The organism is Candidatus Binatia bacterium, assembly GCA_023150935.1.
In the GTDB taxonomy this organism is placed as follows: Bacteria; Desulfobacterota; Binatia; order HRBIN30; family HRBIN30; genus JAKLJW01.
On the sequence record JAKLJW010000035.1, the window covers coordinates 7,747 to 33,431 of the forward strand.

The 25,685-nt window shown below is 66.7% G+C and carries 16 protein-coding genes and 3 tRNA genes; 4 read left to right on the forward strand and 15 right to left on the reverse strand.

The annotated features are described in order from the left end of the window. Window positions 1–415: 415 nt before the first annotated feature. The 4 genes from pglW to L6Q96_17635 all read right to left on the reverse strand — a co-directional run bounded on the left by pglW (window position 416) and on the right by L6Q96_17635 (window position 6,312). Complete coding sequence (pglW, locus tag L6Q96_17620; protein MCK6556376.1) at window positions 416–4,600, reverse strand: BREX system serine/threonine kinase PglW; 4,185 nt, start codon at window positions 4,598–4,600, stop codon at window positions 416–418. 119 nt (window positions 4,601–4,719) lie between these two features. Then, a complete protein-coding gene (locus L6Q96_17625) occupies window positions 4,720–5,958 on the reverse strand; it encodes an aminotransferase class I/II-fold pyridoxal phosphate-dependent enzyme (GenBank protein ID MCK6556377.1) in 1,239 nt (412 codons plus the stop codon). Between the two features lie 154 nt (window positions 5,959–6,112). Next, window positions 6,113–6,184, reverse strand: a tRNA-Glu gene (locus L6Q96_17630). Between the two features lie 52 nt (window positions 6,185–6,236). Beyond that, a tRNA-Gln gene (locus tag L6Q96_17635) sits at window positions 6,237–6,312 on the reverse strand. Between the two features lie 546 nt (window positions 6,313–6,858). Between L6Q96_17635 and L6Q96_17640 the strand changes: the two genes are divergently transcribed. Further along, complete coding sequence (locus tag L6Q96_17640; protein ID MCK6556378.1) at window positions 6,859–8,562, forward strand: glutamine--tRNA ligase/YqeY domain fusion protein; 1,704 nt, start codon at window positions 6,859–6,861, stop codon at window positions 8,560–8,562. 317 nt (window positions 8,563–8,879) lie between these two features. Here L6Q96_17640 and L6Q96_17645 read toward each other — a convergent pair whose 3' ends face one another. From L6Q96_17645 to L6Q96_17665, 5 genes are all read right to left on the reverse strand, one after another. Then, entirely contained in the window at window positions 8,880–11,285 is a 2,406-nt protein-coding gene (locus L6Q96_17645; protein ID MCK6556379.1) for a glycosyltransferase family 39 protein, read from the reverse strand. Between the two features lie 23 nt (window positions 11,286–11,308). Then, the gene (locus L6Q96_17650) at window positions 11,309–13,699 is read right to left on the reverse strand and encodes a hypothetical protein (protein ID MCK6556380.1); all 2,391 of its coding nucleotides are present in this window, start codon (window positions 13,697–13,699) and stop codon (window positions 11,309–11,311) included. A gap of 8 nt (window positions 13,700–13,707) precedes the next feature. Continuing rightward, the gene (gene wecB, locus L6Q96_17655; protein MCK6556381.1) at window positions 13,708–14,844 is read right to left on the reverse strand and encodes a UDP-N-acetylglucosamine 2-epimerase (non-hydrolyzing); all 1,137 of its coding nucleotides are present in this window, start codon (window positions 14,842–14,844) and stop codon (window positions 13,708–13,710) included. Window positions 14,845–14,908: 64 nt separating this feature from the next. Beyond that, a complete protein-coding gene (locus tag L6Q96_17660; GenBank protein ID MCK6556382.1) occupies window positions 14,909–15,955 on the reverse strand; it encodes a glycosyltransferase family 9 protein in 1,047 nt (348 codons plus the stop codon). After that, window positions 15,952–17,010 (reverse strand): glycosyltransferase family 2 protein, encoded by a 1,059-nt coding sequence (locus L6Q96_17665; GenBank protein ID MCK6556383.1) that lies wholly within the window; start codon window positions 17,008–17,010, stop codon window positions 15,952–15,954. Before L6Q96_17665 ends, L6Q96_17660 begins: the two co-directional genes overlap by 4 nt. A gap of 126 nt (window positions 17,011–17,136) precedes the next feature. On the opposite strand from L6Q96_17665, the gene L6Q96_17670 reads away from it, so the two are divergent. Further along, window positions 17,137–18,282, forward strand: coding sequence for an ATP-binding protein (locus L6Q96_17670; protein MCK6556384.1), 1,146 nt, complete (start codon window positions 17,137–17,139; stop codon window positions 18,280–18,282). A gap of 122 nt (window positions 18,283–18,404) precedes the next feature. Here the strand turns inward: L6Q96_17670 and L6Q96_17675 are convergent, their stop codons facing one another. The 4 genes from L6Q96_17675 to L6Q96_17690 form a co-directional block, all read right to left on the reverse strand. Continuing rightward, on the reverse strand, window positions 18,405–19,463 hold the full coding sequence (locus L6Q96_17675) for a glycosyltransferase family 9 protein (protein MCK6556385.1): 1,059 nt from the start codon (window positions 19,461–19,463) through the stop codon (window positions 18,405–18,407). A gap of 11 nt (window positions 19,464–19,474) precedes the next feature. After that, window positions 19,475–20,362 carry a glycosyltransferase gene (locus tag L6Q96_17680; GenBank protein ID MCK6556386.1) on the reverse strand — a complete coding sequence of 296 codons (888 nt, stop codon included), beginning with the start codon at window positions 20,360–20,362 and terminating at the stop codon, window positions 19,475–19,477. Between the two features lie 90 nt (window positions 20,363–20,452). Continuing rightward, complete coding sequence (locus L6Q96_17685; protein MCK6556387.1) at window positions 20,453–21,364, reverse strand: glycosyltransferase; 912 nt, start codon at window positions 21,362–21,364, stop codon at window positions 20,453–20,455. Further along, the gene (locus L6Q96_17690; GenBank protein ID MCK6556388.1) at window positions 21,361–22,797 is read right to left on the reverse strand and encodes a hypothetical protein; all 1,437 of its coding nucleotides are present in this window, start codon (window positions 22,795–22,797) and stop codon (window positions 21,361–21,363) included. The genes L6Q96_17685 and L6Q96_17690 overlap by 4 nt, the downstream gene beginning before the upstream one ends. Window positions 22,798–23,035: 238 nt before the next feature. On the opposite strand from L6Q96_17690, the gene L6Q96_17695 reads away from it, so the two are divergent. Then, window positions 23,036–23,311 carry an HNH endonuclease gene (locus L6Q96_17695; protein ID MCK6556389.1) on the forward strand — a complete coding sequence of 92 codons (276 nt, stop codon included), beginning with the start codon at window positions 23,036–23,038 and terminating at the stop codon, window positions 23,309–23,311. A gap of 6 nt (window positions 23,312–23,317) precedes the next feature. On the opposite strand, the gene folK is transcribed toward L6Q96_17695, so the two are convergent. Next, window positions 23,318–23,815, reverse strand: coding sequence for a 2-amino-4-hydroxy-6-hydroxymethyldihydropteridine diphosphokinase (gene folK / locus L6Q96_17700; GenBank protein MCK6556390.1), 498 nt, complete (start codon window positions 23,813–23,815; stop codon window positions 23,318–23,320). Between the two features lie 456 nt (window positions 23,816–24,271). Here folK and L6Q96_17705 point away from each other — a divergent pair, with 456 nt between their 5' ends. Continuing rightward, complete coding sequence (locus L6Q96_17705; GenBank protein MCK6556391.1) at window positions 24,272–25,438, forward strand: LL-diaminopimelate aminotransferase; 1,167 nt, start codon at window positions 24,272–24,274, stop codon at window positions 25,436–25,438. A gap of 13 nt (window positions 25,439–25,451) precedes the next feature. Here L6Q96_17705 and L6Q96_17710 read toward each other — a convergent pair. Beyond that, a tRNA-Ser gene (locus tag L6Q96_17710) sits at window positions 25,452–25,541 on the reverse strand. Window positions 25,542–25,685 lie beyond the last annotated feature (144 nt).

Below are 25,685 nucleotides of genomic sequence, written 5' to 3' on the forward strand. Positions count from 1 at the left end.
AGACCGTCCCCGCCCTGGGAGCGCGGGCGTCCCGCCCGCAGACGGCGAGTTTGTGAAACAATCTCCCGGCAAGGCGCCGATCCCGTTCACCCCGACACGGATTCTCGTCCCCCTTTTCGAAACATCCCGATCCGTTCACCCCGAGTAGCCGCCCTCTCCTGGCGGCGTATCGAGGGGCGCACCGCGGATGGCGGGCGTCCCTCGATACGCGCCTGAGATAACGGCGCTACTCGGGACGAACGGGGAGGATGGAACGTGACACGCGATCACCGTTCGCCCCGAGTAGGGCCCATCTCGATGACCCGATCGCCCTGAGTAGCCGATGTCTTCTCAATCGGCGTATCGAAGGGTTCAGGGCCCGTATCGAGGGGTGCCCGCCTGGCACAGGCGGTTGTCCTCTGGGAGCGCGGGCTTCTCACGCGCGTACCGAGGCGCGGTGAAGGTTACGAAGCCACGGTTCGGGGATGGTCGCCCATTGGCCGGGCGTGATGATCGGGATTGGCTTCCCGTCCAGCACCGGCATGGCGTGCGGCTCACCGGAAGGAACGAGGAGCCACAGGCCCGGTACGCCACCGGTGCGGCCAAGGCTTTCTTTCAGTCGTTCGACGAGGTCGAGGCGACCGTAGCGCACCAGCAGGCCCGGGTAGACGAGCAACAGAGGGCGCTCGGCTTTACGGAGTCGAGCCTCGATGGCCGGCAGGCAACGGCCGACGAGCCGCAGCAAGTTCTCCCAGTCGCGGCTGTCGCGAGCCGCCGCATCCGCCCGCAAGACCGTGCTCCAATCCACGTGCAGTTGTGCCGCCTGGGCGTGCATCTCGTCGATCAGGAGCGTCTCCAGGCTCGTGCGCTCCACGGGGAAATGCGTCGACAAGACGTCGTCGGCGAGCTGCAGATCGCGAGGACGCACAGTCAGCACCAGGAAATCCCCGTGTTTGACGGCGTGCTGGAGACGTTCCTCGAACTGCCGTGCATCGGCGACCTCGGCCGAAAACGGGACGATCCCCTCCGGCGATGTCGAGTAGCGTGTCAGGGAAGACGTACCGGAAGTGGTCGCGAGAAACGGGCCAACCTTGCTTCGGTAGGCATTCCTCTCCGCCGACCACTCGAAGTCCCAGCCGGCTTCGCGGACGAGCTCGTCCAACCGGGGACGGTCCGGCAAATCCGAAGCCGCCGGGTAGCGGCCGCGGATCCGCTCGCGGATCTGTTCGACGGTCACTTCACTGGTCCCGAGCAAGGCGCCGTATGCCAGTCGTAACGCCCGCTGTGGATCCATGCCGCGCGGGTACAGCTCGAGGCGGCTGGAAACGGCGGCGGTCGACGACGCAACCGCCGCGAGTTGCACCAGGCGGGAGTCGGACAGCACGGTGCCGGCGGCCGTTGGCACCGCCCGCAGGGTCTCCAGTACGCGAGCCGGCGCGGCGATGGGATCGCTAACCGCCATCTCGTCCGCAACGGCTCCCAGGCGCTGGGCGTAGTCAGCCATCTCCTGACTGGCGGCAACGAACACGCGATTCACGGCGCGCCGAACGGCGACGCGCGGCTCCTGCGCATCGCGTTCGACCTCGACGGCCGCCCGCGTGACAGCCAGTGCTTGCCGTGTCCGCAGCGGATCGACACGGGCCGACCCGCGGGTCGCCAGGAGGGCGGCGGCAAGCTCTTCGGCGGCCATCACGCCGCCGTTGGACTCGACCAGCGCGGCGATATCCGTGCGCAGGCGGGTGAACGCCCGGTTCCGGCTCCAGCGTTCCCGGGCGCGGACAAGGAGCTGGCTCACGCGGCCACGAGTGAGCTTCAACTGGCTGGCGACGTCATTCTGATTCGGCCACGGCGATAGGAAACCCTCGGCGGGTTCGTCGAGTCCCAGCAACAGGCGGATCGCTCGCGCTTCCGAGGATGGCTCTCCCGCCTTCGCCGGAAGCAATTGCTGGGCGAGCACGTCGACGCTCGGGGCCTCAACCTCATCGGCATCTGGGTCCTTTTCCACGGGCTTCATCCGGCCCGTGGCGAGCTCGGGGAATCGAGTGCTGAGGTTGGCGAAGACCGTCCCGAGCTCGCGGCGCGTCTTGTTGCCGATACCGCGCATTCGGTAGAGGTCGACGACCGGGACCGCCAATAGATCGGCCACGGTGACGATGTTCATGCGGTCGAGGGCGTTCAGGGCGCGGGTGCTGAGGGAGAGCAGCGCCACCTGGGTCTCGGGCCGGGCCGGCGCGAGGGCGGCCTCCAATTCGGCGGCCCGGTCCGTTTCGGTGACATGGGGCTGGCGCTCGCCGACGGCGAAGACGCGGCGCCACGCCTTGAGCATCTCCTCGCAGTTGTCGAAGCGCTCACGGGGGTCCCGTCGCAGGGCGGTGCGGAAGAACTCCGTCATGGGCTCACGGAGATCGGGGTCGAACAGCGCGGTGTCGAGCGTAGCTTCGCAGTCCAGCAGTGCCGGGTCGCTCTGGCCGTCGCCCCACTTCGGGAGTGTGCCGGTCGCCATCTCGTACAGGGTCATCGCTGCGGCGAACCGCTCTGCCGCAAGGTCCCAGCGCGGCGGCTTTCGCAACGAGAGGAAGGGGTCGAGATAGGGGCGTGTGCCGGCACGGATATTTTCCGCCGGCGCTCGCGACAGGGAGAAGTCGAACAGGACGAGATGGAGCTTGTCGCCCCGGCCCACCGGCGTCACGCCGATATTGTCCGGCTTGATGTCCCGGTGCGGGATGCCTTGCTGTTCCAGCCAATCGACGGTTTGCAGGAGGTCCTCACCGAAGCGTTCCAGGTGTTCGAGGTGCAGACGACCTTCGCTGCGGAGCCGCTGCGCAAGGGTTTCGTCGCCGGCCTTCTCCATGAGGAACCCGAATCGCTCCCCGATCTGAAGGGTCTCGTGCAGCGCGACGATGTGCTGGTGCCGGAGCTTGTCGAGAATCTCGGCCTCGTCCTGGAGCCGTCTGTTGTGGTCGGGCTCGCTGGCAACCTTGAGGACGTACTCGTGCCCATCGCGTTCGACCAGCAGGGCGAGCGCGCACGACCCCTGGCCGAGGCGTCGCTTGACGACGAAGCCGCCTTCGAGGCGGTCGTTGGTCTTGGCCTCGCTGGGGTCGACGGCGCCGTCCTCGGCGGGAACGGTCAGTTCCTCCTCGACGGTTTCGAGCAGCCCGAGGAACCCATCGACCGAATCGAGGCGATTGGGGACCTCCGGGTGCGTGCTGTACTGAATGAGCCCCTCGAGGTTGCTCCCGGCACCGTCGAGAACGGATGAGATTCGGAGGCCCTTGCCCAGGCGCAGCTTCTCGCCCAACTCGACGAGGGAGGTGGCGGGTGGCTGTCCGGTGAAGAGGTGGTACGCAATGGCACCAAGCGAGAAGACGTCGGCCAACTCGCCCGCGGCGTCGGTGCCGGCGACGACTTCCGGGGCGAGGAAGACGAGTGCGGCGTCGTCGACCAGCTCGGACAGGTGTGCGGTGCCGGTCGTCGCCGGCATGGCCGAGGTGCTGCCGGCGGCACGGGTGGCGGTCTGCCAGTTGAAGACCTGGATCTTGGGCATCGCGGCGTCAGGATCGAGGACGAGGATGCTGTGCGGGCTGAGGGCGCGGTGGAAGAGCTTCCTCTCGTGGGCGTACCGGAGCGCGTCGCCGATCTGGCGCAGGAGGTCCATGCGCACGTCCACGCTCAGCGTCGCCCCCTTGTGCAGTAGGAAGTGCTGGAGGGAGATCGACTTCGAGTCGTGCTCGAAGACCAGGGCGGGGCCACGTTCGTGTTCCCGGTAATCGACGGCGCGGAGCACGCCGGGGTGGTGAATGCCTTCGAGGATCTGGAATTCACGCTGGGCGGCGCGGCGGAGGGTGTCGCGGGCCTCGATGCCGAGCCCGAGAGCCATCGGATAGATGCGAACGCGGCGGCGTACGGTGGACAGTGAGGCATGCCGGGCTTCCCAGTCCTGGTAGCCAGGGCCCTCGGCGAGGAGCGCGCCGAGGACGTAGTCGCCGACGCGACGGGACCGTTGGGAGGGGCGGATGCCGGCCTCGTCGACGGCACGGGTCAGAGCCCTGGCGCGGGGCTTGTCGATGCGGCGGTCGGCGGGGTCGTCCGGACCGCCGGGGGTCCACCGCATGAGTGCCGCGAGAATCCCGGGCCAGGCGGCCTGGTCGCCGGCGGCCTCACGGTCGCGGGCGTACACGTTGTGCTGGGCGGCCGGGTTGAGTTGGAGGCGCAGATCGGGCGCCGAGCAGAAGACGACAGGCTGGAGAAACGGGACGCGGATCTTCTGGCAAGCTTTCTGGCGGGTGAGCAGGGACTTGAGCTTCTTGGCCTTGCGGTCGGCGAGGATCAGCGGGTTGTCGTAGCTGTACTTCTTGCCCTCGGCGGTCCAGGTCCACGTGTGGGCGTCGCCCTCGAGCACACCGGGCCGGCTCTTGATCTCGACGAGGAAGAAGCCCTTCGGGGTGACGACGAGGAGGTCGACCTCGTAGATGTTGCCGTTGTCGGCAATGAACTCGAAGTTGGCCCAGGCGCGGTACGGGTCGGTGTCGGGGAGGCGTTCCCGAATGAAGTGCAGGGCGTCGCGTTCCCACGGGAACTCGGACTCGGTGATGGTCTGCCAGCGGCCGTCGGAAAGCATACGCGCTCGGGAGGCCGGCTCCAGGCCCACCCCCGGTGTGCGTTGTTGACAACAAAGGATGCGGGTCAGTCAAGGACACGTATCGAAGCGCGTCCCGCCGGCCGTCGCTGGGCGTGCCGTCACGAACCCCCGGCCATTTCCGCCAGCAAGGCTTCGATCCGCTGAAAGACGGTCTGAATCGTTTCTTCGTCGGGCAGGAAAGTAACGCGGAAATGATCGGTGTAATCGACGTTGAACGACGAACCGGGAACCACGAGGATATGCTTCTCCTCCAGCAGACGCATCGCAAACGCGTTGTCGTCGAAGTCGGGCAGGTCGTCCTTCTTGACGCGGATGAAAGCGTACAGCGCGCCGCGCGGGGGGGTGAGACTGAGGTAGCGCGAGCGCCCGACCGCGTCGATCAGCGCGCGCCGCTGGCGGCCCAGGCGGCCGGCCGGCGCGGTGAGATCAAAGATGCTCTGCACACCCCCGAGCGCCGTTTGCACCGCCCACTGCCCCGGCACGCTCGAACACAGCCGCAGTGACGCCAGCATTTCCAGGCAGCTCAGGTACTCGGCGGCGTGATCGCGCCGGCCGCTGAAAAACACCCAGCCGGTGCGAAAGCCGCAGGCCCGATACACCTTCGAGAGGCCGCCGAAGGTGGCGCACAGGGTGTGCTCGCACAACGTCGCGGCGGGAACGTGTTTGGCGCCGTCGTACAGGACGCGATCGTAGATCTCGTCGCTGAAGAGCGCGATCTTGCGCCGCTCGGCGAGGCGTACCAGCGCCTCGACCACCTCGCGCGGATATACCGCGCCGGTCGGATTGTTCGGGTTGACCAATACCAGCGCCTTGCAGCGCGGGGTCAGCAGATGCGCCACCGCTTCCGGATCGGGAATGAACTCGTTCTCCGGCCGGCACTGATAGTAGACCGGCTTGCCGCCGGCGATGACGACGGCGGCGGTCCACAGTGGGTAATCGGGCGCCGGCAGCAGCACCTCATCGCCCGGTTCGATTAGCGCCTCCATCGTCATCAGAATCAGTTCCGAGACGCCGTTGCCCATAAAGACATCGTCGGCCGTCACCCCGGCGATGCCGCGCGTCTGCGTGTCCATGACCACGGCTTCGCGCGCCGGGAAGATGCCCTTCTGATGGCAATAGCCTTCGGCCTGCGAGAGGTTTTCGAGCAGCGCGAGGCGTAGCGTTTCGGGCGGACGGAAACCGAACGCGGCCGGGTTGCCGATGTTTACCTTGATGACCTCGTAGCCTTTGCGTTCGAGCTCTTGTGCGCGCCGCGCCAGCGGCCCGCGGATTTCATAGCGGACATGCGCGAGGTGGCGCGCCGGCAACAGGTGCGGCATGGCGTCGGAGGAGGGCATCGTACTTCCGCGTTATGCGCCGCCGCGGCGGCTATCTCAAGCGCAGCACGCGCCGGCCAAGAACGCGCACGGCACCCCCAGGTTTCCGCCCGGGATCGTTCGTTCTCCCAAGACCCACGGCTCCGCTGGGAAACATGCTCGCCGCAGAGAGATATGGTCCCAAGGGGATTCGAACCCCTGCTACCGACGTGAGAGGCCGGCGTCCTAACCGCTAGACGATGGGACCGCGTAGATGACGGGGGAGTGCGGGGCCGCGCCCCGCACTCCTGCACCGTCGCTGGCTGAGGAGGTAGGACTCGAACCTACAATCGCCTGATCCAGAGTCAGGTGGCTTACCAATTAGCCGACTCCTCATCACCAGGGCTCCACGCAGACTACGGAGCGCCTCCCGCGAAGTCAAGGTGCGTTCCCGCGGAGCGCCCCTCGATACGGCCCCTGAACCCTTCGATACGCCGATTGAGAAGACATCGGCTACTCAGGGCGATCGGGTCATGGAGATGGGGCCTACTCGGGGCGAACGGGTGCATCGGTCCGAAGTCTCAACGGATGCACCGGTCCGAATCTCAAACGAGCGGGGCCACCACCCGTTCGCCCCGAGAAGCCGACCGGCGCGGCGCCGGTTTGTTGGGCCAATGAACCCGAATCCGTTCGGCCTGAGTAGCGCCCGTCTTTTCAGGGCGCGTATCGAAGGCCACCCCATTCGGAAGGCGCCCCGGTTCATTGGTAGTGCCGGCCCGTCTTTTTGGGCCGGTGTATCGAGGGGCGCCCGCCTGGCACAGGCAGTTGTTTCTTAGGAGCGCCTGTCTTCGTCGGGCGCGTATCGAGAGGCGTTTGGCCGGTTGAACCGCCGCCAAAAGCTGGTTATCCACGAACGCTCTATCCAACAGGAGACCCGTGTCCATGACCACCAAACCCACAACCGAGGTCACTACCACCGCACCCGGCACGGACTTCATCCGCCAGATCGTCAGCGCCGACCTCCAGAGCGGCAAGCACACCGTCATCCGTACTCGCTTCCCCCCGGAACCCAACGGCTACCTCCATATCGGCCACGCCAAGTCCATCTGCCTCAACTTCGGCATTGCCGAGGATTTCGGCGGCTTCTGCCACCTCCGCTTCGACGATACCAACCCGGTCAAGGAGGACATCGAGTACGTCGAGTCCATCCAGGAAGACGTCCACTGGCTCGGCTTCGACTGGGGCGACAACCTCTTCTACGCCGCCGACTACTTCGACCGCCTCTACGAATATGCCGTCGAGCTGATCCGCAAAGGCAAAGCCTACGTCTGCCACCTCTCGGCCGAGGAAACCCGCGCCTATCGCGGCACGCTCACCGAGCCCGGCAAGAACAGCCCCTACCGCGACCGCTCCGTCGAAGAGAATCTCAACCTCTTCGACCGTATGCGCCGCGGCGAGTTCGACGAGGGCGCCTGCGTGCTCCGCGCCAGGATCGACATGGCCTCGGGCAACATGAACATGCGTGACCCGGCCATCTACCGCATCAAGAAAGCCTCGCACCACCGCACCGGCGACAAGTGGTGCATCTACCCCATGTACGACTGGGCCCACGGCCTCTCCGACGCTATCGAAGGCATCACGCACTCCATCTGCACCCTCGAGTTCGAAGACCACCGCCCGCTCTACGACTGGTGCCTCGACCAGCTCGACGTCCCCTGCCACCCGCAGCAGATCGAGTTCGCCCGCCTCAACCTCACGTACACCGTGCTCAGCAAGCGTAAGCTGCTCCAGCTCGTCCGCGACCATCACGTCGACGGCTGGGACGATCCGCGCATGCCGACCCTCGCCGGCTACCGGCGCCGCGGCTACACGCCGGAGGCCGTCCGCAACTTCTGCGCCCGCATCGGCGTCTCCAAGGCCAACAGCACCGTCGACGTGACGCTGCTCGAACACACCATCCGCGACGACCTCAACAAACGAGCCCCGCGTGTCATGGGCGTGCTCAATCCACTGCGCGTCGTCATCGACAATTACCCGGACGATCAGGTCGAACAGCTCGACGCCGTCAACAACCCCGAAGACCCGTCCGCCGGCACCCGCAAGGTGCCGTTCTCGAAGGTCCTCTACATCGAGCAGGACGACTTCCGCGAAGTTCCGCCGCCGAAGTATTTCCGGCTCTCCCCCGGCAAGGAAGTACGACTGCGCTGGGGCTACTTCATCACCTGCACGGGCGTCACAAAGGACCCAACCACCGACGCGGTGACCGAGATTCACTGCACCTACGACCCCGCCACCCGCGGCGGCGATGCGCCTGACGGCCGCAAGGTCAAGAGCACCATTCACTGGGTCTCCGCCGCCCACGCCGTCGACGCCGAGGTGCGTCTGTACGATCGCCTGTTCCGTACGGAGTTCCCCGACCGCGAGGACGATCTCATCGCCGCCCTCAACCCCGACTCGCTGCAGATCCTGCGCGGCTGCAAACTCGAGCCCTCGCTCGCCGCCGCGAAACCCGGCGATCGGGTCCAGTTCGAGCGCCAGGGCTACTTTTTCGTCGACCCGAAGCTCTCGGCCCCCGACGCGCCGGTGTTCAACCGAATCGTCGGGCTCAAGGACACCTGGGCCAAGATCGAAAAGCGCGGCGGGTAATGCGGGCAGATCGGCCTGAGCGAATCGGGTCCGATAGCGGAATCGAGGCGCCTATCCCGCACTATTCGTGCATCTGACGGCGCCCCTCGATAGGCGCGAACGCACGAACAATCCGCGCTAAGTACTCCGGTTCATTAGTCCGGCGACGTACTCCGTTCGTCCCAAGTAGCGCCATCTTTTCGGCGGCGTATCGAGGGGCGGGGCCGCAAAGCCGCTCGCCAGGCTGCCCCTCGATACGCCCCCTGAGAAAACGGGGCTACTCGGGGCGAACGGGAAGCGTCGTACGGAATACGTCGCCGTAATTGTGCCCATCACTACTAAGGCGAAGGCGATAAGGGTAGGAGGTCGATTTCCCCGGTGCGCGGGTTCCGCCAGCGCAGCCGTGCCCCCGGATCTTCGGAGCTGCCGTAGCGAGCGGTCATGCGAACCTGGTGCGTACCGGCACTCAGCTCGACGTCGCCATGCACCGAGTTGCCGTCGATGGTTAGAGTCGCGGCGCCTTCCGACGCCTCCGCCACGATGTAGTACTTGCCGGGTTCGTCCACACTCATCACCCCCTCCCACTCGACACGACACGGTGGCTTACCCGAGCCTTGAGGGAAGCGGCACGCGGCCGGCTGGAACCCGAAACTGATCGCCGGCTCGATACGGTCGATGAACGGGCTCGGATCGTCGCCGCGAAAGTAACGCGCCCGGACCCCACGGGTTTGCCCAGCCGGTGCGCGCAGCCGCCGACCGAGGTCGCAGGCCACGAAGGCCCAGCCTGCCGTGTCGGGATGAACCACCTTGTTGCACCGCACGCCGGGAAAACGCGCCGCGATCAGCCGGGCGAGGTCGTCATGCTCGTACGTCGATTCGACGACCACTCTGAGATCGCGGCCGGTCCACGGCCCCGGGTCGCCGCGGAAGACGGCCCACAGATCGCCGGTTACTTCGCCGGGAGGCGTACCGGCGAGCAACCAGGAGAAGTCGCTCGCCGAGTAGAAGTTGTAAGTGTCGCCGACGAGCATGACGTAGGCGTCCCGCGGCAGCGTACGCACATAGCGGAGGAGAACCGTGTAGCGGTTCTGAAATCCCTGTCGCACCGCAGGGTCGGTGATGGTCCGGTTGAAGAACAGGTCGTAGTTCAGCCAGCCGACGACTCCCGCCAACATCGCCGCGCTCCCCACGAGCCACCTCTGTGCACCGCGTCCGATCGCCCCATGGGCCAACGACCACAGACGATCGAGGAAGAAGCCGGCGAGCACGAAGATCAACGGAACGATCCCCTGCAGTCGGCGCACGTCGAGGTTTTGCACGAAGGTGCTGCCAAGGAGCAGCAGCACCAGGAACGTCAGCGCGAAGTAGCCTTGCCAGCGGTACCGCCACCAGACGAGACAATACGCCAGTGCGATCGGCAGCAAGGTCCCCGTCACCGGATCGAGCATGGGCTCGTTGGGCAGATTGAACGTCGCCGAGGAATCGCCGGTGTGATTGAAGATCGCTGCCGTGTCGACGATGCGGTCGATGCGTTGACGCAAGAAGGCGCGGACGTCAGCCGTATAATACTGCTCGTTGAGCAGCGAGCGATTGGCGGCTTCGAGATAGTAAGCGGGATGCTTTCGCAGTTGTTCGACAAGAACCACCACCGGCCCCGCATACGCCGCCGCCGCCAGGACAAGCCCCACCAATTCGACGACCAGCGTCTGCCGAGCCGCGGTCACCGCCCGCGGCAGGATGGCACGGCGCCACTCGCGCACGCGCACCCACAGGCTGATCAGAAAGAACAGGCCCACAAACAGCGTCGTGCCGCGATAGCCGGCGTAAGTGTACAGCGTGTACGCGCTCAGAAAGCCGATCCATGGATACCAGGCCAGGCCGGGCCGCCGGTGTACTCGCAGGCAGATCGCATAGAGGACGACGACCAGGAGGGTCGTGGCGAAGATGTTGTGGCCGAGTCGGGCATACAGCAGGTGCCAACTGCAGACCGCGAACAGCGCCGTGGCCAGCAGCGCCGGCGGTCGCGCCACCACCTGACGCAACACCAGGTACACCGCGGGTACCGTCAGTGCGCTGATCATCGTGAACGGCAACCGCAGCGTCGTCAGGCTGACCCCGAACAGCGCGAAAAACGGTACCGGCAACCAGCGGTCCGCGAGGAACTCCCATGGCCGCGCGCCGTGAGCGAAGATCTCGAAAGCGATCTGTCCCGCCTGCGGCTCTTCGACCGCGCACACGCCGTCCGGCGGGTAGTAGTCGTAGCGGTGGAAGCGCAAAAAGACCGCCACGGCGAAGATGAACCCGACCGTCACCACCTCCCACCACGGTAAGGTTGTTCGCACCGGCGGCCGCCACCAGCAACGTTGGACGATCGCCAGCCCGATACTCCAGACGCCGACCGCAACCACCGTCAGCGGCGCGGCCTCCGTGAAGCGGGCGTACCAGTCGGTCCGTAACCAGTAGATCGCGAGGGCAAATCCGCCCGCACCTACGACCGCAACCAGGATTCCGAGCGCCAGGAACCGGCGCTGCCGATCCGCCGCACCCCCGGGGGTCGTGACCTCGACTCGTTCGACCGGCGGCCCGGCGAGAATCGCCGCTACCAGCGCAGCCACCAGCAGCACCACCGTCTGGACCGTCCGGTACTGTCCGGCGCGGATGTACCATTGCGCCACGGCGCAGGCGCCGATTGCCGTGATCGTTCCGACCGCACGGAGGCGCTGTGCGCGCTGAGGATGAGTCATGCGAGAAGCTGTCGCGGAGGACCCTAGCCTATTCGATAGAACGGCAATGCCTCGCCGACGCCGTCGACGACGCGCTCGAGGCGGACCCCGGAGTCGCCGGCGCGCGGCCACTGCGCCTGCACCACGATCCGGTGCGATCCCGCCCCGACCGGTCGGATCGCGCCGGGTTCGAAACGTTCGCCGTCGAGCGTGGCGGTAATCTGGGCGGCGCCCAGCGGGACCAGGCGCAGGTCGATGTCCGAACCGGCCGGCACTTCGAACTCTCCCACCCACTCTCCCGAACACATGGGAGGGGTTTCCGGCGGAACGTGCAAGTGACAGGTCCGCGGCACGAGCGCCCCGTCGATGAACGGCTCGGCGCGGTCCGCCACCGGCGCACCTTCACGTGACGGCCCGATCCAGTAGCGCGCCCGCAGGGAGCTGGTTAACGGTTGTGCCTCCGGCCGTGCCGGCAAATCGCAGGCGACGATCGACACCCAGGGGTTTTCGGAATCGATGAAGTCGTGGCAACTCGTTCCCGGGTATACGGCGGCAAGCAGCCGGCCGGCCGCGGCGCCGTCGTACGGCCGCTGAATCGCCACGGTCCGCTCGCGCGCCGCCGGCGGGATCGAATGCGGCGGCAGGATCTCGTCCAGATCGTCGAGGACGCGCCCCTGGATGCGCCCGTCGACCAGCCAGAAGTAGTCCGACGGCGCAAAGAACGACTTGATGTAGGTGAGCAAGAGCAGCTCGCGCCCCGCGCCGGCGGTGCGGCCGAAATGCACGAGACTCGTGTAGTGGTTGCGAAACGACTGCCGCACAAAAGGGTTACCCGCCATCTTGTTGAAGTAGACGTCGTAGTTCCACCACAAAGCGAACCCGCCCCCGGCGATCGCGATCGCACTCACCAGCCCGCGCCGGACCCGGATGGGCAGGGCCGGCGTCAGGGCGTACAGTCGATCGAGAAACATGGCGGCAAACACGGCAACCAACGGCGTGACGCCCTGCATGCGGCGGACATCGAGGTTCTGAACGAATACCGCCGAACCGGCGACCAGGAAGACGAACATGAAGAGGAAGAACAACCCGTAACGGCGGCCGGGATGGAACGCCGCCACGAACAGGCCGCCGACGAAGCACACTGCGGTCAGCGGGTCGAGCATAGGCTCGTTGGGCGCGTTGAACGTATTCGACCCGTCCCCGAAGTGCGAGAAGATACGCGCCGTGTCGCGCACGCGCCGCAGCCGTTGGCGCACGAACTCGGCATGGTCGCTCGTGTAGTAGTTCTTGTTCGACAGCGAACGGATCGCCGCCTCGAAGAAGTAATTCGGCTGGGCGGTGTTGGTCCTCGTGATCACGACGACCGGCGTGACAATCGCCGCCGCCAGCAGCACGACCATTGTGCCCGCAAGGATGTCCCGGCGAAACGCCCACCGCGCCGCCTCGCGGAGCGCCGCCTCGCCGGTCCGCCGCCACCGCCAGGCGTGCCGCAGGGCGAGCAGCGCAAGGAAAACCAGGCTCAGGATCGTCGTTCCGCGGTAACCCGCATACGTGTACAGGGTGTAGCCGCAGAGCAGGCCGATCCACGGCACCAGGGCCAGTCGGCCGCTGCGCGCATACGCCAGCAGCAGGGCGATGTTGGCCACGACGACGATGTTCGTAAGGAAGATGTTGTGGGCGCAGCGGCTGTAAATGAGGTTCCAACTCCCGACCGCAAACAGAAACGTCCCGGCGAGCGCGGCCGGACGTTGCACCATCTGACGCAGCCACAGGTGCATGGGAACGATCGCCAGCAGGCTGAAGACCACGAACGGCAGGCGCAAGCTCTGCATCGTGGTGTCGCCGAACACCCAGAAGCCGAAAGCCGCCAGGTAATGATCCCCCATGAATTCCCACGGTCGCGTGCCGTAGGTAGCGATCTTGTAACCGCCCGCCCCGGTCTGCGGCTCCTCGATGGCGTGCAACGTGTACGGCCCCGGGAATTCGTCGAAGCGGTGGAAGCGCAGGAAGGCGCCGATCGCCAGAATCAGCAGCAGCGCGAACACCTCGCCGCGGCTCCAGCCGAGGTCGTTGCGCCGGGGCGGATCGAAGGCGCCGAACGAGACCGACAGCAGGACGACCCCGGCGAGCAGCACCGCCCCGCCGCGGACGAACCACGTGGCCCATTGCAGCGAGAGGAGACAGACCGCGCCGCCAACCGCCGCCGCACCGATCGCCACCCCGAGGATCGCGGCGGACCGAACGGCGGGGCGGCGCCGCACCGGCGCTGGCCAGACCGGCAGGTCGGCAGACGCCGCACCCAGGAACAACGCAGCGACGGCGGCACCCGCGAGAAACAGCAGGGTGGCACGAGAGTCATCGGGAGAGAGACGGATCTGGTACTGACCGAAGGCCATCGCCGCGACCGCGGCAACGGCTCCTAGCGCGCGCAACATGAATGACCCTACGCGCCCGTCCTCGCCAGCATACGCTCGAGATGGTGCACGATCTTCTCGGCGGCGTGGCCGTCGCCGTACGGATTGGCGGCAGCCACCATTCGCCGGTGCGCAGCCGGGTCGTCGAGCAGCAGTTGCGCCGCTTCGCCGATCGCCGCGCTCCCGGTGCCGACCAGCCGTGCCACGCCGGCCTCGACACCCTCGGGCCGCTCCGTCGTGGTGCGCATCACCAGCACCGGCACGCCGAGCGACGGCGCCTCCTCCTGAATGCCGCCCGAGTCGGTCAGAATGAGGTAGGCCCGGCGCAAGAGATCGATGAAGGGCAGGTAATCCAGAGGTTCGGTCAGGATCACCCGCGGATGGTCGTGCAGCAACGCCCGCACCGGCCGTTGCACGTTCGGGTTCAGGTGTACCGGATACAGAACGACGACATCGTCGTTGCGCTCCGCGATCGTTCGCAGCGCCGCACAGATGTTTCGCAGGCCCTCGCCGAAGCTCTCACGGCGATGGCCGGTGACGACGATCAGCCGTCGCCCCGCGGCAAGCTCCGGCGGGAGCAGAGACTCGGGCAGCTCGCCCTGTCGTTCGAGGCGCGCCAGCATCTCGTGCAGCGCATCGACGATGGTGTTGCCGGTGAGCACGATGCCGTCGGCGGGCACCCCTTCGCGGGCCAGATTGGCGGCGGCACGCGGTGTCGGCGCGAAATGCCACGATGCCAGGTCCGTCGTCAGGCGCCGGTTCATTTCTTCCGGGAAGGGATTGTACCGGTCATCGGTGCGCAGCCCGGCCTCGACATGGCCGGTCGGGACGCGAACATAGTAGCCGGCGAGAGCGGCCGCGAACGCCGTCGTCGTGTCGCCCTGCACCAGAATGGCGGCCGGCCGTTCGCGCGCCAGCACCGGCTCCAGAGCGCCGAGCAGCCGCGCCGTCAGCGTAAACAACGTCTGGTCGCTTTGCATGACGGCGAGATCGTGGTCCGGGCGGAGGTCGAACACCGACAGCATCTGATCGAGCATTTCGCGGTGCTGACCCGTAACGCACACGCAGGGTCGGAGCGACCGCGAACGGGCGAGTGCGTGCACCACCGGGGCGAGCTTGATTGCCTCGGGCCGGGTCCCGAAAACAACCATGACCGTGCGTTTCATCGTCCCGTCCATGCCGCAGCGCGCCCCCGCGGGTATAGCAAAGCGGAACCAAAGGCAATGCCGATCAAAGCCGGCCAAGCCGCCGTGCCGCGAACACCACGCGCTCCATATCGAGGTGCCGCTCCATGCAGTGGTAATAGGGACACTTTGCCCCCAGACACTTCGGGCAGAGCAGATCGACCGCCGGCGTCAACACTTCGACCCGGTCGCCGAGCGGTCGCCACCGCACCGGCGCCGCCGATCGCAAAGGCGAATACAGCGCCACGGTCGGCGTCCCGACCGCCGCGGCAAGATGGGTCGGCCCGGTCGAGCTACCCACATAGAGCCGACTACGCCGCAGCAGGGCCGCGAGTTGCACCACCGTCAGCCGCCCACCCAGATCGACAGCCGCCGCACCGATGGCTGCCGCCACCGCGGCAGTCAGCGCCTTCTCCGACGCGCCGCCGGTGACAGCCAGACGCCACCCGTCCGCCGCCAGACGGCGGCCCAACTCGCCGTACTGCGTCGAAGACCAGTTCAGATTCGATCCCGCACTGCCGGGGTGCAGAACCGCGAACGCCGCCCCGGCGAGACCGGTTTCCCGCAGCAGGGCCTCCACGGCGGTAGCGTCCTCGGCCGTCACCTGCCACTCGAATGGGCGGACCTTCACCGGACCGATCCCGAGCGGGGCAAGGAGATTTACGTTGTACTGGCTCTCGTGTTTCCACGGGGGGCGGCGCCGGTGCTCGCGGACGCGGCGGTTGAAAAGGAACGAATAGGCGCGAAACGCGGTACCGACCCGCACGGGTATGCCCGCCAACCACACCGCCAACGCCAGCCGCGGCGTCGGGTGTACGACGACCGCCGCATCGCAGCGCAGCACCCTTAACTGCCGTACCAGTGGACCCAGACCGCGCAGGCGCGAGCCCTTGGCCTCGTGCGGATCGATCTCCACGCGATCCACCCGCGCGTGGTGACGCGCCGCCTCGACGTTCGCTTTCGACGCCAGCACGGTGACCCGACATTGCGGCCACGCCGCCTTGACGACATCGACCATCGGCAACGTCAGCAACATGTCGCCGAGGTGATCGGTGCGCAGCAGCAGCACGTGCCGCAACGCAGCGACCGTCACGGCGCCTCCGCGTATCGGCTCAGGCGCGCCCGCCAACCCGCCGGCCACTGGGCGCGGCCCGTGCCGGGAACCAACTCGAAGTTGCGCCGTTCGCCAATACGAAAGCCGAGCACGTAGTTTTCCAACACCGTGAGCGCCTGGATGCCGAACCGATCGTGCTTGTGCCCCGCCGGCGCCGACGGCAGCACCGTCCAGTCCTGAGCGGCGACCCGCGCCCGCATGAGCGCCGGGTGTGAGCCGCGGAACCTCCGCAGGCCCCGCAGGCGGCCGTAGCGATACTCGGGGCGCTCGGCCTCGTCGGCGTTGCCGGCGGCCGCCGATCCGAAATAAGCCTCTCGAAAGGCCCGTGCCTTGCGGTTCAGGTTGCGCGGCGGCCGCACCCAGCCGTAGTGGTAGATGCAGGCACCGGTGGGGGCGACCCGCAGCTTGCGGCCTGCAATCCGAAAGCCCTGCGCATCGTGCCACGAACGCACGCCGACACCGGTGCGCACGACGCGCACTTCGTGACCGTACCAGTTGTGCGAGGTCTGGATGTGCCCGTAGTCGCCGAAAAAGTGCAGGTACGCAAACAGCAGTCCCTCGACCCGTGGATCGGCGCCGTGGCGGTCCATGGCGTCGCGGATGAGCGACAGGTCCCGTTCGTGTACGACCTCGTCGGCCTGAAGGTAGAAGGCCCAGTCGCCCGTGCAGGCGTCGAGCGCGATGTCGGTTTGCTGGGCGAATATGCCGCCCCGCTTGTAGAGGGCCGGGTCCCAGGCGGTCTCGATAATGCGCAGCTTCGGCTCATCCAACGACCGCAGCAAAGCGGTGGTACCGTCGGTCGAGTCGCCGGCCGCGACGACGAATTCGTCGCACAGCGGCAGGATCGAACGAATCGACTCGACCACGGGGTAGTACAGGTCGATCGCGTTGCGCACGAATGTGAAGCCGCTGACCCGCGTACCCGCACCTCCCGCCGTGGCGATAGCGGGGGCCGGGAATGGGGTCAACGGCGCCGGGAGGGCGAGGCCCCCGCCGAGCCGCGTCGAGCCAGGCACACCGGAGCCGCCGGTCACGGGCGAACTTCAAGAGAAAGCGGCGCCGGTAACAGCGGTGCGTGAGGCGCCACCCCGAGGGCGACGATTCTGGTATATACCCCACGATGGCCTTGACTATTGCAGCATGCGTGCTTGCATCGCCGGATGGACCGTGCCCTCGCACCGTTCCTCCGGCGGGATGCGGAACGGAAGATCGTTCTCATCTCCGGGCCGCGCCAGTCCGGGAAGACCACCCTCGCGCGCGGCCTGTTCCCACAGTTCGAGTACTTCAACTACGACGCGCCCGAAGATCGCGTGATTCTGCGGCGCAAGGAGTGGCCGCGGGACACGCCCGTGGTGATCTTCGACGAACTCCACAAGATGAAGGGGTGGAAGTCGTGGATAAAAGGCATCTTCGACCGCGAGGGGATCCCGCCCAGACTGGTCGTTACCGGCAGCGCGCGGCTCGATCTTGCGCGGAGGGTCGGCGACTCGCTCGCGGGGCGTCATTTCCTGTTCCGGCTGCACCCGTTCAGCCTCAAAGAGCTGCGCGGCGCTCTGCCGCGCGAGGAATCATTTCAGCGCCTCCTCCACCTCGGCGGTTTTCCCGAGCCGTTCCTGGAGAACGATCCCACCTTTTACCAGCGCTGGCGCCGTGCGCACAGCGACATCATCTTGCGGCAGGATCTGCTCGACCTTGAACAGGTGCGGCACATTCAGGGCCTGGAGACGCTCGTGGAGCTCCTGCGCTCGCGCGTCGGGTCGACGGTCTCCTATCGATCGCTGGCGCGCGATCTCGAGCGCGATGCGACGACGGTCAAGCGTTGGCTAACGCTCCTGGAGAACCTCTACCTGGTGTTTCGCGTGACCCCGTGGCATCGCAATGTCGCACGGTCACTGCTCAAAGAGCCGAAGTTCTACTTCTACGACAACGGCCAGGTACACGGTGACGACGGCGCCCGTCTCGAAAACCTGGTTGCCTGTGCGCTCCTGCGCGAGATCGAGTGGATGGAGGACATCGGCGGGCGCAAGGCGACGCTCCATTTTCTGCGGACGAAGGACGGGAGGGAGATCGACTTCCTGGTCGTCATCGACGGCTGGCCGGCGCTGATGGTCGAGGCGAAGTGGAAAGAGGATGCGCCGAGTCCCCATTTCGCTTCGTTTTCGCGGTTTCTCGGGAGCCGTCCTCAACAGGTGCAGGTCGTGGCGACACTCACGCGACGCAAGCAAACCGCGAGCGGCGTGCGCATTGAACCGGCTGCGCAGTGGCTCGAGAGCCTGGAGTTGCCGCTGTCCGAATCACCGGCGTGATCAGGAGCCCGGACGGACAAGAAGTGCATCGCCGCTCAGCTTCGGGAGGGCGAGGCTCCCGCCGAGCCGTGTTCTGATGGCGGCCCCGCGGGAGCCTCGCCCTCCCGCGACGAAACGTGCCGTCACCCTATTCCCCCTCCCGCGGAATCGCGGGAGAGAGGACGCGGATGGGCACGCCGATCGAGGAGCGCATGCGCGGCCTCGACCACAGCATCCACTCGCACCGCGGCGAGATCTTGCGGATCGGCCGGCGCGGCCGGGAACAAGGCTGCCTGCCGCGGATCGTCGCTGTCGACCCAGACCAGATGGTCGCCGCGCTTGATTACCGTCACCGTCGGGCAGCCCACCGCCGCGGCGATGTGCTTCGGCCCGCCGTCGTTGCCGATCCACAGATCGCAAAGCTCGTACAGGGCACCCAGTTGCGCCAGCGTCGTCGGCCCGTAGTCCCACAGTGCCGGCGCAGATCGCATCTTCTCGACGACCCCTCGCACCTGCTCGATCTGGCCGGGGCCGTTGGTCAACACCACCTGCGCGCGGTCGCGCTCGGCCAACTCGTCGGCCAGCGCCGCGAAGTACCGGTCGGGCCACCGCTTGCGCGGCGCCTTGGCGACCACCGACATCGCAACCACCGGCCGCTCCGACCGCAGCCTCGCGCCGGCCATGACACCGGCCGCCCAGACGCGGTCGTCGTCGGTCACCGGCAGAGCGAGTCGCACGCCGTCCGCCGCGGGAACGCCGACCGCCGCCGCGACCCGCAACGCCTTGCGCGCGAAATACACGGGATCGTCCCAGCCATCGACGAGATGGGTGTAAAACGCGTCGCGCACCCAGCGTTTACGCCACCCCACCCGCACCGGCGCCAGCGTCGCAAAAGCCCACGCCGCCGTGCGCGAACTGGCTTGCAGGTCGAAGACCGCGTCGTAACGCCGCCGGCGACAGGCCGCCGCCCATTCCACCCAGGCGCGCAAACCGCCGTGCGCCGGCACGAGCCGATCGATGTGCGCGTTGCCGCGCAGGGCGGCGTCGAACTCCGGCTGCACGAGGACGTCGATTTCCGCCGCCGGCAGCGCGACGCGAAGAGCCCGCAGCACCGGCGTAGTCAGGAGTGTGTCTCCCAATCGACGCAAGCGGATCGCCAGGATGCGGCGCGTTGACAACGGCAGCCTGTCGACGGCCTCCACACCCCGCTCCTTCATTCCTCCGGAATGCGATTCTGCCACCACAATCGGCGAATCTCGTCTTCACCCCAGTACTGGCGGAGAGGCACGAACTGCTCCGTCGGAATCGGTTCCCAGTCCCGCTTCACGGAGTAGCGGATGAAATGATGCGCGTACGTGTCGAGTGCAATCTGCGGCAGCGGCACCGTCGGGTCCTGTTCGTGAAGCCTGGCCAGGGTCAGGTACAGGTGCCAATCCGCCGACTGAAAGCGCTCGTCCCAGATCTCCGGCACGCGCCGCAACAGCGCGCGGTGCATCGCGACGACGCTGCCGTTGATGCCGGGGATCGTTCGTGGGCCCCGCTCGGGTGACGGCGACGAGAAGTAATCCAACCTGCCGTACATCTTGCGGACCATCCACCACAGCCGCGCCCCTTCGGAACGAAACAGCAGCGTCTTCCAGATGCGCGATAGGAAAACGATCCGCTTCCAGCGCCGCATAAGCCGGCTCATCGCGCGACGCGTCGGCTGCGCCTCCTGACCCGACGGGCTGACCACAAGCAGCGGGTTTTCGCGGAGGAGCGCCTCGATCGGAATGTGCCACCCGCGCGGCAGCCAGATGTCGTTATTGAAGAAGCAAAGGATTTCCGCGCCGGCGTGACGAATGCCCTGGTTCTGCGACGCCGGGTAAGACTGGTTCGCCTCGTTGCGCACGTAGACGACGGAACGGCCCGCCCCCAGCGGACGCTGCGCCAGATCGGCGAAGAACCTCTCCGAGCCGTCGGTCGAGTGGTTGTCGATGACCACGAGCTCGAACGGCACCAGCGTCTGCTGCGCGAGCATGTTCCAGTAGAACCGGTTCATGGGCAGTGCGTTGTGGATCGCCGTAACGACCGAGAGTGTCGGGTTGGTAGTCATGGGCATCCCGGCTTTTCAGCAATCACGACGGGCAGCGGTCGGCAAGAGGAGGAGTGCGCACTGCATCTGGAGGACGGGGGTCAAGAGCCTCGGTCCCTAACATCGTAAAGACCCGACACCCCGGGTCTCCGTCAGCCGCAGCTTGAGAATTTCGGCGTGCCGGATGGCGCGGCCGCGAGCGTGCTCGCGGGCGCGTGGGCGCCCGAGCATGCTTGCCAGGCCGAACGCGACGAGGGCCTCGAGCAACCGCGGTGCACTACGACGCCACAGACGCGGGCTCATCCGGTAGGCGCTGCGCGCCGCCACCCGACAGTGGTGCCGGAAATAATCGAGGGTCAGACGCGACGGATCGACGGCATGGTAAACCGCTGTGCCGGGCATGTACCCGATGCGGAAACCGGCCGCGAGCAGGCGGCGCGCGAGATCGATGTCCTCCCAGCCACCTTGCGCACCCGGCCCCAGGCGCTCGTCGAACCCGCCGATGGCCTCGAATATCCGGCGCCGCACGACCATGTTGCCGCCGTAAAGCGTATCCATGTCGTGTACCGCCGGCCCGCCGTCGAAGAACGCGATCGTCCGGTACCAGTCGAGCCGCTCGCGCAAGACCGGATCGGTGAACGACGGCGGGGGTAGCACGCTGCCGACGCCGGCGTCGTACTCCGGGCGTGCGCCGCAGAACGCCAGAAGGCTCCGCACCCACTCCGGAGTCACCACCTCGTCGTCGTCGACAAACGCCAGCAGCGGCGCCGTACTGCGCTCGAGCGCACGGTTGAGGGCCCGGGCCTTGCCGGGTTCGTCGATGCGCACGGACACCCGCTCGGGCAGCGCCGCACTCCACGCCGCCAGCAGCGCAGGAGTGTCGTCTCCCGAGCCGTTGTCGGCAACGATCACCTGTACGGGCGAACCCGAAACGACCGCCGCGGCGTCGATGCTCCGCAGCAGCTCCGCCAGTAACGCGCTCCGATTGCGGCTCGCCACGAGCACCGAGAGCGGCGAACCTCCGCTCATCTCACGCCCCGGCGCGTCGCCACCACGTACTCGCCGACCGTCCGTTCACTCTCGAAACCGCGCGGTACGGTTTGCGCCGCCGGCTGCACGATCCACTGCGCGTCGCCAGGCACCTGCGTCCCGGCGACGAACGCGACCTGTCGGTCGCGCGCTACGGCCAGCATCCCTGCCACGCAATCGCGCGTGCCGACCGCTGCTACCGGTCCGGCCTCCGGGGGGATGGCAGCGGCAAGTGCCTCGACTGCGGGCCACTCGGCGTGGCAAGCGCGCACGCCCGGAACTTCCTTGACCCAGAACACGGTCGCTGCCAGGGCGTGCGCCACGACGAGCAGCGCCAGCGCGACCAGCCCATGTCGCCATCGGCCCAGCACGGTCCACAGGCAACCCGCCAACACGGGCAGCACCGGCAGCAGAAACCGCGTATCCTCGTCGAACGGCCACAGGACATGCAGGCCAACGTATAGTGGCAGACCCCACATCAAGAGGTCAGGCTTATCTCTGAGTCGCCGGCTCCAGCCGACCAGAACCGCGAGGGCCAGCGGGCCGTACAGGAGCAGGTTCGGATCGCCCCATTGGCGCCGCTTCGAGTGTGCCTTTAACATCCCGGGCAACAGCAGCCGGCCCACGTTGAGAACCTGCAGATAGACCCCCTGGCTAACCTGCCGCACGAGATGTCCCTGCGCGCCCAGCAACTGCCTGAAGTACGTCGGCTTATTCGAGGCCGTTGCGGTCTGCGCCTCGCGGTCGCGGTTCATGACCTCGCGCACCGTGAGCATTGGCGGGACCATGACGATCCCTGCCAGCAGGAGAGCCACCCCCCAACGCAACGCCCCCCGCCACGCCTGGGCCATCATCATCGCGGCGCAGCCGAGGGCGAACATCACGCCGGCGGGTCGAATTGCGCCGGCGGCCGCAAGCACCGCGCTGCCGAGCGTGGCCCGCAACAGCGGCGGGCGGCGGCATTCCCGGCCGAGAGCGCCGTCGAGGATGTTCGCGGCCCATACCAACGCGGCCATAAACGCCATCTCGCTGACCGGCCGGCGCAGGTACAGCCAGAGGCTGGTGTTCGTCATGACAAATGCCGTCAGCAGTACGGCCGCCCCCGGCCAGTTGGCTCGCATCCAGCGATAGATTCCGACCATGGACAACACCGCCAGAAGCCAGTGCAGTATCGAAATAGCGAGGAGCGGTCGCGGCCCGAGAAGGAAGAGCGGACTGATCAGCAGGGGATACCCCGGCGAGAAGTACAGATGCGGACTACCGAAGCGCCGCATGGTGCCCGTCTCCGCCAGGCTGCGGGCCATCGACAGGTACGCCGCCGAGTCCGGCGTGGGGAACCACCACGGACCGATCTGCAACGCCAGCACCGCCGCCAGCAACGCGAGCCAGCGTAACGGGGAATCGTCCAGTCGATACAACCACGCCTTCGTCATCGGAATCGTCTCGCGGCGGACACGATCGCAAGAGACCGGCCGCACAGACGCCGGCGCACTGCCCTGACCTTCTTTCCCGTCCGCAACTGTCGATGAATGCCCCATCCATCCAAGACTGTCGATGGTTGTACCGGCGGGAGCCGGCTCTAAAGACCGCTGAACTTGCGATCAGGGTTCAGGGGTCGGCTCCGGGCCTCCGGTTGTTGACTCGTCCTCTGCGCGCCTCGATCATGCTGTCGTGACCGACCAGTGGATTCCCGTCCTTAGTCCGGAGGAGATTCGGCGCGAACGCGCCAAAGCGCGGGCGCTGCGCACTTCGCAGTGGTGGAAACGCCGGATCGCCCAGGGAATCTGTCATTATTGTGGGAAGCAGGTACCGCCGCGCGAGTTGACGATGGACCACCTGGTCCCACTCATCCGGGGTGGCCGGTCGAACAAGGGCAACCTCGTGCCGGCCTGCAAGGAGTGCAACACCAGCAAGAAGCACCACCTGGCGTTCGAGTGGACGCCGTAACCAGGGTCAGGTTGGCCGCATCAGGTGGATGCGTTTCCTGTCGCGGGTCGTCGACAACATCTCGGTCACCGTGATGCCGAGCTTGGGGTGGACCAACTGCGGGGCGACCTCGGCCAGCGGTGCCAGCACGAACTTGCGGTTGGGGATCTCGGGGTGCGGTACCTTGAGGTTACGCTTCTCGATGATGGCCGCTTCGAAGAGCAGGAGGTCGAGATCGATGACGCGGGCCCCCCAGCGTTTGCCGCTGACCCGCTTGCGACCCATGGCGGTTTCGATGGCGAGGAGTTTTTTCAGAAGATCCTCGGCGGTCAGCTCGGTCTCGATCTCGATGACGGCGTTTACGAACCAGGTCTTGGCGTCGCCGTGCGGCTCGCTCTCGTACACCGACGAAACCTTGAGGAGCCGGGTCCGTGGCAGGGCTCGGATCCGCTCGATGGCCGTAGCGCAGTTGACCGCGCGGTCGCCGAGGTTGGAACCGATGCCAATGTAGGCTCGGTGAGGCATCCGCACTCACTCCCGCCCGGCGCCCCGGCCCGATCCCTCGAGCCGCTTCCCGTACACCACCCACGACCGTAGCCGGCCGCATCCGGCGACGGTTGCGGCCGACTGCCACCCACACAGGTTCATCGTTGGTTTTTCCAAATATCGCGTCTACAGGAAATTGCAATGTTTGGTGCGGATCCCGGACGCGGCCGGGTTGAGGGCCCAAGACGGCGGTGCTAGCCGGGTAGCCGGGCATGACTTAGTAGTGATGGGCACAATTACGGCGACGTATTCCGTACGACGCTTCCCGTTCGCCCCGAGTAGCCCCGTTTTCTCAGGGGCGTATCGAGGGGCAGCCTGGCGAGCGGCTTTGCGGCCCCGCCCCTCGATACGCCGCCGAAAAGATGGCGCTACTCGGGACGAACGGAATACGTCGCCGGACTAATGAACCGGAGTACTTAGCGAGGAGTTGGAACGATGCAGACCGCAGACCGCCTGAAGGCGATTCCCCCTTATCTCTTCATGGAACTGCGCAACAAGATCGCCCGGGCCCGTGCCGCCGGCGTGGACGTCATCAGCCTGGCGATCGGCGACCCGGTCGAGCCGACCCCCGCTCCGGTCATCGACGAACTGGCGCGCACCGCTCGGGACCCCGCCAACCACCGCTACCCGACGGACGAGGAGAAGGGCATGCTCGCCTTCCGCGAGGCGGTCGCCCGCTGGTACGCCGACCGTTACGGCGTGGACGTCGACCCCGGCAAGGAAATCCTCGCCCTGATCGGCTCGAAGGAAGGCTGCCACCACTTCGTACTGGCGCGAGTGAATCCTAGCGACCCGGTGCTCATGACCGACCCGGGCTACCCGGCGTACCGGGCCAGCATATTGATGGCCGGAGGCGAGCCGGTGAACGTGCCGATCCTGCCCGAGCACGGCTACTTGCCGCGGCTCGCCGACATCCCCAGCGAAGTTGCCCGCCGAGCCAGCGCGATGTTTCTCAACTACCCGAACAACCCGACCGGCGCCACCGCGACCGTGCCCTTTCTCCGCGACCTGGTCGACTTTGCCCGGCAGTATGACATCGCTATCTGTTACGACAACCCGTACAGCGAGGTCGTCTTCGACGGCGAACGGCCGCTGAGTTTCCTGTCCGTGCCCGGCGCAAAGGAGGTTGGGGTCGAACTGAACTCGCTCTCCAAGCCGTTCAACATGACCGGCTGGCGGCTCGGCATGGCCCTCGGCAACCCCGACCTGATCGCCGCCATTTCGCAGGTGAAGGAAAACACCGACTCGGGAGTGTTCAACGCCATCCAGTACGCGGGCATTGCGGCGTTGAACCGCTGTAGCGACAACATCGCCCTGATGCTGGCGATTTACGCCCGCCGGCGCCAGGTCGTCCTTGACACTCTGCGCGACGTCGGTATCCGGTTCACCCCGAACAAGGGCACATTTTATCTGTGGGTCCCCACGCCGAGAGGGCAGTCGAGTATCGAGTTCGCCACCCATCTGTTCGAAAAGGCGCATATCGTCGTCGCCGCGGGCACGGCTTACGGCCCGCACGGCGAAGGCTTCGTACGCTTCTCGCTGACGATCGGCGACGACCGACTGGCGGAAGCGATGCGGCGATTGCGGGCGGCGGTGGCTTAGGGTGTGACGGTAACGGAGAGGGAGGGATTCGAACCCTCGGTAGAGCTTTTGGCCCTACACGCGCTTAGCAGGCGCGCGCCTTCGACCACTCGGCCACCTCTCCAAACGCATGAAACCTTGCAGTTCCTAAGCAAAGACCCGGGCGAATGCAATCCGCCGGCGGGCCCCCGCAGGCTTCCGCGGGTGCGCGGATTAGTTTAAGACCGTTGAGACCGGCGCACTGGTCCTGTGCAAGGTGGCGCGGCGG

What these genes read in the sequence shown, in the direction of transcription:
- L6Q96_17670 (MCK6556384.1), top strand. Translation starts at nt 17,137, where the DNA reads ATGGACCGTGCCCTCGCACCGTTCCTCCGGCGGGATGCGGAACGGAAG.
- L6Q96_17685 (MCK6556387.1), bottom strand. Translation starts at nt 21,364, where the DNA reads ATGAGCGGAGGTTCGCCGCTCTCGGTGCTCGTGGCGAGCCGCAATCGG.
- pglW (MCK6556376.1), bottom strand. Translation starts at nt 4,600, where the DNA reads ATGCTTTCCGACGGCCGCTGGCAGACCATCACCGAGTCCGAGTTCCCG.
- L6Q96_17690 (MCK6556388.1), bottom strand. Translation starts at nt 22,797, where the DNA reads ATGACGAAGGCGTGGTTGTATCGACTGGACGATTCCCCGTTACGCTGG.
- L6Q96_17645 (MCK6556379.1), bottom strand. Translation starts at nt 11,285, where the DNA reads ATGACTCATCCTCAGCGCGCACAGCGCCTCCGTGCGGTCGGAACGATC.
- L6Q96_17705 (MCK6556391.1), top strand. Translation starts at nt 24,272, where the DNA reads ATGCAGACCGCAGACCGCCTGAAGGCGATTCCCCCTTATCTCTTCATG.
- wecB (MCK6556381.1), bottom strand. Translation starts at nt 14,844, where the DNA reads ATGAAACGCACGGTCATGGTTGTTTTCGGGACCCGGCCCGAGGCAATC.
- L6Q96_17650 (MCK6556380.1), bottom strand. Translation starts at nt 13,699, where the DNA reads ATGTTGCGCGCGCTAGGAGCCGTTGCCGCGGTCGCGGCGATGGCCTTC.
- folK (MCK6556390.1), bottom strand. Translation starts at nt 23,815, where the DNA reads ATGCCTCACCGAGCCTACATTGGCATCGGTTCCAACCTCGGCGACCGC.
- L6Q96_17680 (MCK6556386.1), bottom strand. Translation starts at nt 20,362, where the DNA reads ATGCCCATGACTACCAACCCGACACTCTCGGTCGTTACGGCGATCCAC.
- L6Q96_17625 (MCK6556377.1), bottom strand. Translation starts at nt 5,958, where the DNA reads ATGCCCTCCTCCGACGCCATGCCGCACCTGTTGCCGGCGCGCCACCTC.
- L6Q96_17640 (MCK6556378.1), top strand. Translation starts at nt 6,859, where the DNA reads ATGACCACCAAACCCACAACCGAGGTCACTACCACCGCACCCGGCACG.